We start from the raw sequence: 12,985 nt of genomic DNA on the forward strand, positions 1-12,985 counted from the left end.
ACTTCGGCAAGCAGGGCCGGCGGCATGCGCCTACAATACCGGCTCTCCTTGACCAGACAAGAGCAGACACGGCCGGTCGCGCCGCCGTCTGCCACGCAGGCCTTCCATGTCCGCCCCTTCCGTGCCGCCTCCCCAGCAGTCATCCCCCCAGCCGTCCCTCCGGTCACCTGACGCCTCGCCGCCAGACGTGCCCGTCATGCAGGTGCTGTTCGGCCTGATGCTGGCCATCCTGCTTGGCGCGCTGGAACAGTCGATCGTGGCCGTGGTGCTGCCGGACATCGCGCTGCAGCTCAACGGCTTCGAGGATATGGCCTGGGTGATCTCGGCGTATCTCGTTGCCTCCACCGTGGTGACGCCGATCTACGGCAAGCTGTCCGACGTGCTCGGGCGCCGCTCCGTCCTCTCGTTCTCGATCATCCTGTTCCTGCTGGCGTCGATTTTCTGCGCCATGGCCACGACCATGCCGATGCTGATCCTCGCCCGCATCCTCCAGGGCCTGGGTGGCGGCGGCCTGATCTCGGTCTCGCAGGCGACCATCGCCGATGTGGTGCCGCTGCGCGAGCGTGGCCGCTATCAGGGCTATGTGAGCGGGGTCTGGGCCGTGGCGAGCATGGCCGGGCCGGTCATCGGCGGCTACCTGGCGCATTTCCTGTCCTGGCGCTGGATCTTCTGGATCAACATCCCGCTGTCCCTGCTGGCGCTGGTGGTGGTGCGCCGCGCGCTGCGCCACCTGCCCGTGGGCGGGCGCCGGCACCGCATCGACTACCTCGGCGCGCTGCTGTTCGGCGGCGGGCTCTCGGGCGTGCTGGTGTTCCTGACCCGTCTGGGGCAGGGCCACTCGCCGCTGGAATTCCAGACCCTCGGCCTGCTGGTGGCCGGCGTCGTCGGCATGGTGCTGTTCGTCTGGCAGGAGCGGCGCGCCGTCGACCCGGTGATTCCGCTGTCGATGCTGCGCGTGCCCACGGTGGCCATCTGCTGCACCACGCTGTTCCTGTGCTTCTTCCAGCTGATTGCGATGTCGGTGTTGCTGCCGCTGCGCTTCCAGGTGGTGGGCGGCGCCCATGCCGACACCGCCGCGCTGCGGCTGGTGCCGCTGACGCTGGCGATTCCGTTCGGCGCCTATATCTCCGGGCGGCTGATGTCGTGGAGCGGCCGTTACAAGCCGATGCAGCTGGCCGGCTCGATCATCGCGCCGCTGGCCATCGTGGCGCTGGCGTTCATGCCGCCGCAGGCCGTGATGGCGTCCGCGCTGGTGATGATCGTGCTCGGGCTCTCCATCGGCCTGCAACTGCCGAGCGGGCTGGTTGCCACGCAGAATTCGGTGCCGCCGCAGCAGGTGGGCATCGCCACGGCGCTGACGGCTTTCTCGCGGCTGCTGGGCGGGGCGGTGGGCGTGGCCGTGCTGACCACGGTGCTGATCGCCCTGCTGCGTCATAGCGGGATGGCCGTGAGCGACCTGAGCGGCGGCGAGGATGTGCTGATGAGCATGTTCCGGCGCGCGATGGGCGCGGCCAACGATGGCGACGCCGCGGCGGTGCGCGTGGCGGCCGAGCAGGCGTTCCGCACGCTGTTCCTGTTCAGCGCGGCAGTGTCCGTGATCGCCCCGTTCCTGGTGATGCGGCTGCGCGAGACCACGCTGCGCGGCAGCCCGGTTGCCGCTACGGCCGCGGCCAGCGCGGCGGAATAACCCGGCTTACCTGTTACGCGCTGCGCGCCACGCGCCGCCGGGCGCGGGCTGCCAGCCCGGGGCCGAGCACCCAGCGCAAGGTGGGCGCCAGCGCGCCCATCGCCGGCACGGCCAGGGTCCGGCGCACCGAGCGCCGGTGCAGCCCGAGCGCCTCGCGCGCCCAGGACGGCAACAGCGCCACGCCGGCATCGGCCATGGTCCGCACGGCCGGCACCAGCATCGGATTGGCCACCGGCATCGCCATCACCAGTCGCACCACTTCGCGCGTGCGCTCACTGTTAACTAAATAGGGACGCTGGGCTTCCAGGTAGGCGTGTACCTCGGCGCGGGATCTCGGCACGTCCGGCGCGCCCAGCAGGGCGGCCACGGTGGCTTCCTCGGCGTAGTAGCGGTCCTGATCGGCGGCCGAGAGCGGGCCGACATAGCGCAGGTATCCCGCCAAAAAACTCGACACTTCGGCCACATGCACCCAGGTCAGCAGCGCGGGGTCGTCGGCGGCGTAGGGCTGGCCGTTTGGCGCGAGGCCGCTGATATTGGCGTGGATGTGGCGCACGCGCTCGATCAGCCGCATGGCGTCCGCACGGCTGCCGTAGGTGGTGCCGGCGATGAACTGCGCGGTGCGGCCGAGCCGGCCCTGCATGTCCGTGCGGAAGGTGGAGTGGTCCCACACGCCGGCCAGCGCCAGCGGATGCAGCGCCTGGAGCAGCAGCGCGCTGACGCCGCCGGCCAGCATCGCCGGGAAATCGCCATGCACGCGCCAGCAGACTGCATCGGGGCCGAACAGGCCGGGATCGCCCGGCGGGTTGTCGTAGTCGATCGACAGGCCGGAGTTGCTGCGTGTGAGCGCGCGCACCTGCGCGCCGGCATGGCTGCGCAGGCGGGTCAGCAGCGGAGGGGTGGCGGGTTCCGTGGGGGGGCCGGGGACGCGTGAGGACATGCCGCTGGGGCGCCTCCCTGGCGCCCGGGGCCACGGGTCAATGAGTGGGGACGGATCAGTAGTAAATCAGTAGTAATGCAGGTCCGTGGCCTTGCCCCAGAATACACGGTACGCGTAGACCGTGTAACCCAGGATGGTGGGCAGCACCACCGCCGCGCCGATCAGGATCACTGCCAGCGATTCCGGCGCGCTGGCGGCCTGCCAGATGTCGATCTGATCCACCACGAGGTAGGGGAACAGGCTGTAGGCCAGGCCGTTGAACGCCATCAGGAAGATCACCGCCGTGCCAGCGAACGGCACCCAGCACCAGCGGTCGTTGCCGCGCGCGTGCAGGTCGCGCATCTTGCGCAGCAGCCGCTCCACCCCCACGAACACGCCCAGCGTAATCAGCGGAATCGGCGCCAGCAGGATGATGTTGGGCAGCGAGAACCATTTCTCGAAGATCCGCGCGCTGACCAGCGGCGTGACCACCGAGATGGCTGCCACGCCCAGCGCCGTCAGCCACAGGCTGCGCCGCGCCCAGTAGATGGCGCGCAGTTGCAGGCTGCCGGTGGTCTTCATGATCAGCCAGCTCGCGCCGAGCAGGCAGTAGCCGGCCACCAGGCACAGCCCCACGGCCACCGCGAACAGCAGGTTCGGCAGGTCGTAGCGGAAGCCGGTGATATAGAGGCCGAGCATCAGCCCCTGCGAGAAGCTGGCCAGCAGCGAGCCCGCATAGAACGCGAAGTTCCACCACGGCTTGTGCGGATCGCGCGCCTTGACGCGGAAGTCGAACGCCACGCCGCGGATGATCAACCCCGCCAGCATCATCGCCACGGGCAGGTAGAGGTGGGTCAGGATGGCGCCGTGCGCGAGCGGGAAGGCCGTCAGCAGCAGCCCCACGCCGAGCACCAGCCAGGTTTCGTTGGCATCCCAGAACGGGCCGATCGAGGCGATCATGCGGTCCTTGTCCGCATCGTCGGCCCGGCGCAGCAGCACGCCCACGCCAAGGTCGTAGCCGTCCAGGATCACGTAGATCAGCATCGCCAGCCCCATCAGGGCCAGGAAGACCAGCGGCATCCAGCCGGCCGGCTGGGTCAGGTCGGGAAGGGTGGCCGGGTTCATGACTTGCTCCTGGGTTGGCCGGGAAGGACGGGTTGCGGTGTCTGGAAGGCGTCGGGCGCGGCGGTATCCTCCGGCGGGGCGCCGGCCTTGCGGGCGAGGTGGAACACCACCGAGATATAGGCCACGATCAGCGCCAGATAGAGCGCCAGGTACATCGCCAGCGTGCTGGCGATCATCGCGGCGGGCACCTTGGAGGCGGCCTGCGCCGTGGTCAGCACGCCGTAGACCAGATACGGCTGGCGGCCGATCTCGGTCACGTACCAGCCGGCGACGAGCGCCACCCAGCCGGAGAAGGTCATGGCCACCAGCGCGCGGGCCATCCACGGCGCGGGCTCGCCGCGCCGGCGGAACTGCCACGCGCCGATCCACGACACGGCCAGCATCAGCAGGCCCACGCCGACCATGATGCGGAAGGCGAAGAACAGCGGGGCCACGGGGGGATGGCGGTCCGGGAAGGCGTCGATGCCCTTGATTTCGCCCTCGAGGTCATGGGCGAGGTAGAGCGAGGCCAGCTTGGGAATGGCGATTTCGAAGTCGTTGGTCTGTGTGCGGGCGTTGGGAATGCCGAACAGCACAGCCGGCGCGCCCTTCTCGGTCTTCCAGATGCCCTCCATCGCGGCGATCTTGGCCGGCTGGTGATGGAGCGTATTCAGGCCGTGGAGGTCGCCCGCCACGATCTGCAGGGGGATCAGGATCGCCGCGAGCACCACGCCGGTCCGCATCGCATGGATGACATCGCGCCCATGGTCCCCGCGCAGCCAGCGGTAGGCCGAGACGCCGGCCAGCAGGAAGGCCACGGTCAGCCCGGACGCCAGCAGCATGTGGGTCAGGCGGTAGGGGAACGACGGATTGAAGATGACTTCGAGCCAGCTCGTGACGTGGGCGCGGCCATCGATCATCTCGAAGCCGGCCGGGGTCTGCATCCACGAATTCAGCGCGAGGATCCAGAACGCCGACAGCGTGGTGCCGCCCGCCACCAGCAGCGTGGCGATGGTGTGGGTGCGGTTGCTGACGCGCCGCATGCCGAACAGCATGATGCCGAGGAAGGTGGCCTCCAGGAAGAAGGCGGTCAGCACCTCGTAGGCCAGCAGCGGGCCGGCGATGTTGCCGACGGTTTCCATATAGCCAGGCCAGTTGGTGCCGAACTGGAAACTCATGGTGATGCCGCTGACCACGCCGAGCGCGAAAGTCAGGGCGAAGATCTTGACCCAGACGCGGTAGGCGGCCATCCAGCTTTCATCGCCGGTCTTGCCGTAGCGCAGCTTGAAGAACAGCAGCACCCAGCCCAGCGAGATGCTGATCGTTGGGAAAAGGATGTGGAACGTGATGTTGGCGGCAAACTGGATGCGCGCCAGCACCACGGGGTCGAGACTGGCAAACACGGGCTACTCCTTGCGGGGGCGGGAGGACTTTGCGGGGGGCTTGGGGGCTTTCTTGGGGGCGGCGGCGGGGGACTTGTCGGCGCCCTTGTCAGCGCTCTTGTCGCCGCCCATGCCGATGGCACTGGCGAAGCGGTCCTTGACGTCGAGCAGCTTGGTCACACGGGAGCCGAGCCGCATGAGCTTTTCCAGCGTGGCGACGTCCAGCCGCTGCATGTCGCCAAACCACGTGGTCACCAGCAGGATCAGGCCGTACATCTCCTTCATGCGCGCCTGGGCGTGGCGGTCTTCCGGGGAGGTGGCCGCCTCGAGCTGCACTTCGCGCAGCATGGACAGCGTGGGATCGATCTCGCGGCGGCGGCGCTCCTCGGCCAGCGTGCGGAAAATCGCCCAGACGTCATCGGGCGCGGAAAAGTACTCGCGGCGGTCGCCCGGCTGGTGGGAGAGCTTCACCAGACTCCAGGATTCCAGTTCCTTGAGGCCGATACTGACGTTGGAGCGCGAGAAACCGAGCGATTCGGCGATTTCATCGGCATTGAGGGGGCGCGAGGCGGTGAAGAGCAGGGCGTAAATCTGACCGACCGTCCGGTTAATACCCCAGCGGCTACCCATCTCACCAAAGTGAAGGACAAAGCGCTGGATCAGGGGCGAGAGCTGCATGAACGTTTCGAACTTTCAGTAATTTGTGAAAGTTTAATACGGATCAAGGGGGCATGCAGGAGTTTTTGCGGTGCGTCAAAAGGTCACAGAAGCCATCGTCAGCATGATCTTCCCCACATTCTGGTTGGATTCCATGCGGTGGTGCGCATCAGCTGCATTCTTCAACGGAAACGTGCTGTCGACGACGGGCATCAGGCAGTGGCTTGCAAATCGAGGAAGCCACGTATCTGCGAACCGGCGAGTCATGGCATGTTTCACCGCTGGCGGGCGCGATTTCATGACCGTTCCCATGATTTGCAGGTGTCGGTAGAGCACTCGATCCAGCGGAAGCTCGGCGCCTTGGATGCCGCCAAGGATGCCAACTTGAACCAGCCGGCCGCCAAAGCCCAGGGAGCGAATGTTGCGTGCCAGGTAGGGCGCGCCGACGAAATCGATAATCACATCGACGCCGCGCTCATCGGTGACTTTATTCACCACCGCCTCGAAGTCTTCGGTCTTGTAATCAATGGCGACATCGGCGCCGAAACCGATTACGGCTTCGCGCTTGCTGCCGTCGGCCGTTGCCAGCACCCGGGCACCTACCGCGTGCGCCAGTTGCACTGCGGCCGAGCCGACGCCACCAGCCGCCGCATGGATCAGTACCGACTCGCCTGATGCCAGCCGACCAAGATGACCAAGCGCCTCCCAGGCGGTGACGAATACTTCCGGCAGCGCGCCCGCATGCACGTCGTCCAGCCCATCGGGAATGTGCATGGCCATGCGATAGTCGATGCGTGCCAGCTCCGCGTATCCGCCGCCGCCCACGATTCCCATGACGCGATCCCCAATGGCGAAACCCTGCACCTCTGAGCCGATTGCAATCACCTCGCCGGCAATCTCCAGGCCCATGATGTCCGAATCGCCGAAGTTCGTGCGCCCGTACCCCCCACGCCTGTGCGTCAGATCCGCTCGGTTCAGACCGGCAGCACGATTGCGCACCAGCAAGTCATGGGGCCTGACCTCCGGATCCGGCACATCGGTGAGTTGCAGAACGTCGGCGTCGCCGAATTCGGCGAAGGTGATGGCTTTCATGGTTTGTCCCTGGTGGATCGCGCTTGCGCCGGACGACAGCCGCCCGAACATTGGTAGCCAGTATAGAGTTGCACATCGATGAATCGATGCGGCAATATTCAGCTTCTCCAATGCAAAAACGCATCACAAGGCCGACAGCATGAACTGGGATGACACACGGGTATTCCTCGCCGTGCAGCGCGAACGTACGCTGCGCAAGGCCGCCAAAGTAGTGGGGCTGGACCAGGCTACTGTCGGACGGCGCATTGCCGCGCTTGAGCATGCATTGGGCGCCACGTTGTTCTTTCGGGCGTCGGATGGCTACGCCCTGACATCTGCTGGCGAAAGTGTCCTGAAAGCAGCGGAGAAGATGGAGCAGTCCGCGCATGAACTGGCCAGGCAGGCACAAGGTGTGGACAATCGGCTGGCGGGTGAGGTGAGGGTGACCACGACAGATTCGCTCGCACTCGCGTTCGTGATCCCGGCGATTGCCAGCTTGCACGTCGAACATCCGGACGTCAGGGTGCAATTGAGCACCTCCACACAAGTGCTCAACCTCGCTCGGCGCGAATCGGACATCGCCATTCGTACCCAGAAACCGGAAAGCCCCGACCTGGTGGCACGGCGATTGGCCCGCTGGCGCGTGGGGCTCTATGCAACGGAGCATTACCTGAGTCGCCACGGCGAGCCTGAACGTGGGACGGGATTCACGGGGCACGATCTCGTGCTCTATCAGCCGTTCCTGTCGGGCAGCAGTAGGCCCACGCTGGTGGGCGAGCCTATCCATGCGGGACGCATTGTCGCCAGTGTGCACTCAAGCCTGATGCTGCGAGCGATGATCCGTGCCGATATCGGTATCGGCGAGGTGCCGGTGCATATGGGCGAACGGGATGGGCTGGTAAGGATCTGGCCCGAGCTTTCAAGGGCGGCAGCCTACGAAGTCTGGCTGGTCACCCACCAGGACCTCCGTCATACCGCGAGGGTTCGGGCGATGATCGATGCCATTGCGGCGCGCTTTGAGGCCGAGGGATGAGGTGCAACGGTGTCTATAGCGCTATTTTTGCGTGCGCCTGATTGGTGGACCGGTTTTACCTGGGCGCCCAGCCCAAGGCAGTCGGGCCGCCCCGGGCAATGAATTTCTGGTCTCGACCCGGAAGGGACGCTAGAACCTGCCAGAAATCGCCGTTCGGTGGACCTTCGATCTAAGCGGATTCGTCTGCTTCCTGAACACTGTAAGTGACACCGTGGCCTTCAGGTAGAAGGGCGATGACATTCCTTACAGCTTGCTCGGTTTTGGGTCCCCAATCTCGACGCATGAGATATGTCATATCGTGATGAACTAGTAGTCGCTTTTGATCTTTGAAGTAGCTACGTTCGAGATTTTGGCCGGCAGCCATAGCACGCGGCCCCTCTCGTCGGAGGAATTCGTCTATGCGAAGCGAGCCTTTCGCAGACACGAAGAGTTGTGGCTTCCAAGGTATGGCTTCTTGAATCTGCTGAATGGAAACGTTAGATTCGATTGCGATCTTCACAACGTTAAAGATCAAATCTCGTTTGCTCAAGGAATCGAAGTCTTTGGACGACGTGTGAAGGGAGTACTTTGCGAGATTACGCGCGGCTCGCTCGCTTTCGGCGATTTTTTCAGAAGCCACCTTGTTTCTGACAGCAATCTGATACTCCTCCGCGCCAGGCAGTGGGATAAATCGGTCTACGTCGAGGAACACCTTGCCGTTGTTACTGTATGGCGTCAGACGGGCGCACGAAATGTTGAGACCGCTGTCGTTAAGCCAAAGGACCGTCGATGTGATCTCCTTGTGGAAAGTGGACGCGGCCAACACTATGCGCACGGATTCGCCGAATTTTGCGTCGGCGTCGAGAAAGTCGGCGATCTTCTGCGCAGCTCCTTCCTCCGCCATCCCGCGAGCGCTCAGATAGGTCTGATACGTGTCAATTGCCTGGGTAAGCGTCATTGTGGACACCATTGCGGCGTAGCGGAGCGCTTGCAACTCCATGTGGCCTGCATCGTCTCGCTTAAGCTCAATGACAACTAGATCACCCGTTTTGTGGACGCCGAGCAAATCGATCCGCCGGTTGCCTTCAGACCAACCACTGAACTCTTCAGAGATAACCAACGTATGTGGTGATATGACGTCGATGCATTCCCGCAGAAGCCGTTGAATATCTCCGCGCTCACGCAATCCTAGCTCCGAAAACGCCACTTTCTTTAATGGCTGAATCGCGTCACTACATATCTCATACACTGGCATATCTAGTTAAGTCCGAAGTACTTCAATCTCTGAAATGCGAACGTGTAAGCCAGCGTGGCAGACGCACGTGCCGGCGACCGCCATATCTTCTCAGTCTGTGCGTTGCTGTTATGACCATCTTACTGATTATATCCGGGAAAACTTCCAAACCAGTCGTCACACGCTGCTATTGCGCACCTCGGGAAAACAAGCATGTGTACGACCACTTTGGGAAGCGAATGCCAATGATTCTTCATGGCCGAACCCGACCGTCCAAGGCTCGTCCGTCCATTACATAACGCTCACCACACTCCGACTCCCGGAAGTCACAACCGATTCCGCCGGCCTAACCACCGATGCAAAATCCAACAAAATTACCTTGAAATCGACGTCCTTCGACGTGTACCGCCTGATCGGAATCCCCGCCGATTCCAGCACCTGATTCTTCTGCCCATCCCGCTTCTTCGCCCGCGCGCTGCTATGCGAAGCGCCGTCAAGCTCGATCACATACAGCGGTCGCATTGTCCCGCGTTCACAAACGAGATAATCGACATACTTCTGCGAAAAAAGACTCCGAGCGCCGTACTCCTTCCCTTTGTGCTGCACGAAAGACGACATGGCCACCTGTGGAAACACATGCGCGTTTCGCAGGGCAATGACTAACCGCTCGTAGAGATGGATTTCGTCGTCGCGCATGAATGGTGCCTTGCGGGAAAACTGATAGCGCTGCGAAGACCCGTCCCCGCCACGCTTCGTCTTCATCGCGCCTAGCACGATAAAGACGAGCGCCATGAACAACGCCAGGCCGAACAATGCCTTCATATGACCCCTCGATATTTTTGCTCTGTGTGCCGCATTAGCTGGCGATATCGGTGCCCGGAGGCCCGACCGCCGATTATGGCGAGAGGACTATAACCTCGCATGCCCCAAACGGAGGGTTCCAGCCACACTTGCCAAAGCGATCACAGCACCGGAAGAGGCAATCTTCGCAGGAGGCCGGCGTTCGCTGCCGCAGGCAATCGCGGGCGTTGTCTCCGGATTGTGTGCAATCGAGGCGAGCATGTCGACCGGCGCCTTCTGGCCGAAGAGCGCCGACCGGTCTCAACCCGTGCGTGTCAAAGCGGAGGAGAAAAACGGGGGCGGGACCGATCAGATCTGCTTGCAATAGAACGTCGTTCCGCAAAGCTCGCCGGTAGGCATCAACGCATAGTTCGGAACATCCCCCACACGGTGCCAGCCTACCCGCTGATACAACCGTTCTGCGGCACCCCCGGTGACGGTATCGAGGACCAGAACAGTTTTGCCTTCCTGTCGCGCGGCAACCTCGGCGGCAACCATCAGTTGCTGTGCGACGCCGTTTCGTCGGGCGCGGCGGTGTACGAGCATCTTGGCGATATCGGCGCGATGCGGTTGGTTCTCCGGTTGTGCAATGATGACTTGCACCGTGCCGACAATCTGTCCAGCCTCATCCTCAGCGACGAGCAGAACCCGTCCGCCATGTGCCACATCGGCGGCGACATTGCGCCAGAACGCGGTCGCTTTCTCCCGTTCGATTGGCAGCATGAAGCTTACCGACGCGCCGCCTTCTACGCAGTCTATGAGCACATCCGCGAGTTCCTCCACACAAGCGTGAGCTTCTTCCGTATCGACGCGCCGCACGATCACATTGCCGACCATCCATTTCCCCTGGGATTGTTGTTGGACATATTCGCGAGCGCCACGAGATAGCGCGCGGGCTTTCTGGCTGGATTGCGGAACGTGATCGGCGCGTCCAGGCGCATGGTCAGGCAATCACCGGTTTCGAGTCGCCAGCTCTTGTCGCCGATGGTCATTTCCATGGTCCCTTCGATGATCCAGACCTGCTGATGCACCTCTGTCACTCGCGCCCCTGTCTCGTACGTGACGCGCTGGCCAGCGGGAAAGCTCACCTCGACAAGCTGGATCGGGGACGGTGCGATGGACGACAGGTTGCGACGGACGTACCCCGACGCCGGATCGATCCAGACGACCTGTTCGCTGGCGCGCGACATCGGTGAGGGATCCGAGGTTTCCTCGGCTTGCTCCTCGAACAACGAGGCGAGCGTGACGTTCAATGCGGCAGAGAGTTTGTCTAGAACGGAAGCAGTGGGGCTACTCTGACCGCGCTCGATCAGGGAAATGGCGGAGCGACTGACGTTGCTGCGTTCAGCCAGCGCGTCGAGCGACCACCCTTGCGCATCGCGAAGTTCTTTCACGCGGCGAGCGATGACAGCGTTGATGTCCATGCATCTAGTAAAATAGAATTTATGTCTTGTAAACTAGAATAGATGGGCGGGCTTGTCAAGCTGCCCGCGCAACGGCGGTGTGCTCAGGACCAATGGCAGAAGCTGGCCGGACCGGGCCGTCGGTCCACACTCACAGGACGGCCAGGCTCAATTGGCGGCTCGCGACCCAGAGCCGTCATTTGGAGACTGGATATCCACCGGCCGCAATTTTGACAACAGCGGCCGATGAACCGCTGTCGTCCCGGTGACAAAGGGTCCGCTTTACGTCGCCGATGCCATCTGCGCGGTCTCTGTGCTGGGCAATTCCGTCGTGCCATCGCCCTCAGCGCCATCGAAGGTCACGGTGACAGAATCCGTTGCGGCGAAGCCGGGGTTGGTGCAGCGGGCGACGCCCACGTCGTTTGTCGTGGCGGCGCAGGTTTTACCGGAGGCCGTGGAGAAGTTCAGTGTCTTGCCCTGTATCGGCCCCCAGTCGCTCGTCAGTCGTGCGGACACGTCGTTGATGTTCGGGCCGCCAATGGGCAACTCGAGTTTCGTGACGCGCCACACGGACAGGTTTGCCGTGGTGTCCACCCGCGCAACCATCGCGGCTGCGCATTGGCGCAAGATCGCGGTAGCGCGCAGGACCTTCTTATTGCCGACGACGAATGGATTGTTCGCCGGCATGCCGGATGCGTTGATGGTCACCATGTTGCGTTGCGAGCCGTCGAACACCGGATGCGGGTGGATGGAGCCGACCACGCCTTCCGATCGGGCGAGCTTGTAGGTGCGCTCCACGGAGTCCAGATAATTCCTGGATTCGTTGACCGTTGCGGGAATTGCGGACCCACCTACCACGATCACCTTGATCTGCTTGCCCTTGTCGAGCACGGGCAGGACCGCGCTGACCGAACCCGGCGTATGGCCAGGCGTGGCAAGCAGCGACACCACGCGGCCACCGAGCGTCATGGTCACAGGGTTCGGATCGGTCGAGTCGATCTGATAGGGCGCGTATGCCTTGCCCGCTGCGTCGCCGGAACCCAGCAGGACGCGGGGGCCATAGGTCGTCTTGATTTCCAGTGCGCCGCCGTCGTGGTCGCCGTGGCCATGCGTGAGCAGCAGATCTTTTACCGGAAGCGCCGCGCCGACGCCGAGGGACGTCAGCGCAGGAACCGAGTACTGCTGCACCTCGGCGGCGTTATTAAGCGCATCGAGGATCATGAAGCTCGTCGGCGAGCGGAAGATGTATTGCCCCACATAGCGGCTGCCGACGTACCAGACGTCGTCGAAGATCTGCGTCAGGGGCAGGCGTGCATTGTCTGCGATCACTTGGCTGCGGAGGGCCGTATTGTTCTCCGGATACATGCAGTAGTACTTACGGTACGTATCCAGAAGCGCCTGATCCCCGCCTGCGTCGCGCGTCGCCGCCGCGAGGTGCCGGTCCATTTGTGTTGCATAGGCGGGCTCTGGATCGACGGGTGTCAATGCCGCGAAGCGGTCGACGACCGGGGGTGTGGCCGGAGTCGTCGATGCGGCCGGCGGATCGTCGCTGCCTCCGCAAGCGGCGGTAATTGCCAGTACGGCCATGCCCGCGCCGATGATCGCCGCTTGGGCTTTTCGTTTCAAATGTTCCACCATGTCTCCTCGTCTAGTTGTTGTGATGACAGATGCTGCTTGTC

Annotated in this window: 12 protein-coding genes; 2 read left to right on the top strand and 10 right to left on the bottom strand. The window is 63.3% G+C overall.

Annotated elements, in window-relative coordinates; all coding sequences use genetic code 11:
• Positions 1–106: 106 nt before the first annotated feature.
• The gene (locus AC1DFU_RS01370; protein ID WP_441592378.1) at positions 107–1,687 is read left to right on the top strand and encodes an MDR family MFS transporter; all 1,581 of its coding nucleotides are present in this window, start codon (positions 107–109) and stop codon (positions 1,685–1,687) included.
• Between the two features lie 13 nt (positions 1,688–1,700).
• Here the strand turns inward: AC1DFU_RS01370 and AC1DFU_RS01375 are convergent, their stop codons facing one another.
• The 5 genes from AC1DFU_RS01375 to AC1DFU_RS01395 form a co-directional block, all read right to left on the bottom strand.
• A complete protein-coding gene (locus tag AC1DFU_RS01375; RefSeq protein WP_441592379.1) occupies positions 1,701–2,624 on the bottom strand; it encodes an oxygenase MpaB family protein in 924 nt (307 codons plus the stop codon).
• Between the two features lie 66 nt (positions 2,625–2,690).
• Entirely contained in the window at positions 2,691–3,728 is a 1,038-nt protein-coding gene (locus AC1DFU_RS01380; RefSeq protein WP_092295417.1) for a cytochrome d ubiquinol oxidase subunit II, read from the bottom strand.
• Entirely contained in the window at positions 3,725–5,110 is a 1,386-nt protein-coding gene (locus AC1DFU_RS01385) for a cytochrome ubiquinol oxidase subunit I (RefSeq protein WP_441592381.1), read from the bottom strand. Before AC1DFU_RS01385 ends, AC1DFU_RS01380 begins: the two co-directional genes overlap by 4 nt.
• Before the next feature lie 3 nt (positions 5,111–5,113).
• Positions 5,114–5,767 (bottom strand): GbsR/MarR family transcriptional regulator, encoded by a 654-nt coding sequence (locus AC1DFU_RS01390; protein ID WP_092295411.1) that lies wholly within the window; start codon positions 5,765–5,767, stop codon positions 5,114–5,116.
• A gap of 75 nt (positions 5,768–5,842) precedes the next feature.
• A complete protein-coding gene (locus tag AC1DFU_RS01395) occupies positions 5,843–6,838 on the bottom strand; it encodes an NAD(P)H-quinone oxidoreductase (RefSeq protein WP_441592384.1) in 996 nt (331 codons plus the stop codon).
• Positions 6,839–6,977: 139 nt separating this feature from the next.
• Between AC1DFU_RS01395 and AC1DFU_RS01400 the strand changes: the two genes are divergently transcribed.
• Complete coding sequence (locus AC1DFU_RS01400; protein ID WP_092295408.1) at positions 6,978–7,850, top strand: LysR family transcriptional regulator; 873 nt, start codon at positions 6,978–6,980, stop codon at positions 7,848–7,850.
• A 169-nt stretch (positions 7,851–8,019) separates the two neighbouring features.
• Here AC1DFU_RS01400 and AC1DFU_RS01405 read toward each other — a convergent pair whose 3' ends face one another.
• The 5 genes from AC1DFU_RS01405 to AC1DFU_RS01425 all read right to left on the bottom strand — a co-directional run bounded on the left by AC1DFU_RS01405 (position 8,020) and on the right by AC1DFU_RS01425 (position 12,944).
• Entirely contained in the window at positions 8,020–9,084 is a 1,065-nt protein-coding gene (locus tag AC1DFU_RS01405; RefSeq protein WP_441592386.1) for an oxidoreductase, read from the bottom strand.
• A gap of 270 nt (positions 9,085–9,354) precedes the next feature.
• Positions 9,355–9,885 carry a DUF2726 domain-containing protein gene (locus AC1DFU_RS01410; protein ID WP_441592388.1) on the bottom strand — a complete coding sequence of 177 codons (531 nt, stop codon included), beginning with the start codon at positions 9,883–9,885 and terminating at the stop codon, positions 9,355–9,357.
• Positions 9,886–10,212: 327 nt separating this feature from the next.
• Positions 10,213–10,740 (bottom strand): GNAT family N-acetyltransferase, encoded by a 528-nt coding sequence (locus tag AC1DFU_RS01415; RefSeq protein WP_441592390.1) that lies wholly within the window; start codon positions 10,738–10,740, stop codon positions 10,213–10,215.
• Positions 10,725–11,327, bottom strand: a complete 603-nt coding sequence (locus AC1DFU_RS01420) for a helix-turn-helix domain-containing protein (RefSeq protein ID WP_441592392.1) — start codon at positions 11,325–11,327, stop codon at positions 10,725–10,727. Before AC1DFU_RS01420 ends, AC1DFU_RS01415 begins: the two co-directional genes overlap by 16 nt.
• 261 nt (positions 11,328–11,588) lie before the next feature.
• A complete protein-coding gene (locus tag AC1DFU_RS01425; RefSeq protein ID WP_441592393.1) occupies positions 11,589–12,944 on the bottom strand; it encodes an MBL fold metallo-hydrolase in 1,356 nt (451 codons plus the stop codon).
• Between the last annotated feature and the right edge of the window lie 41 nt (positions 12,945–12,985).

The sequence above is a fragment of the Cupriavidus sp. 10L45 genome, from assembly GCF_056395225.1.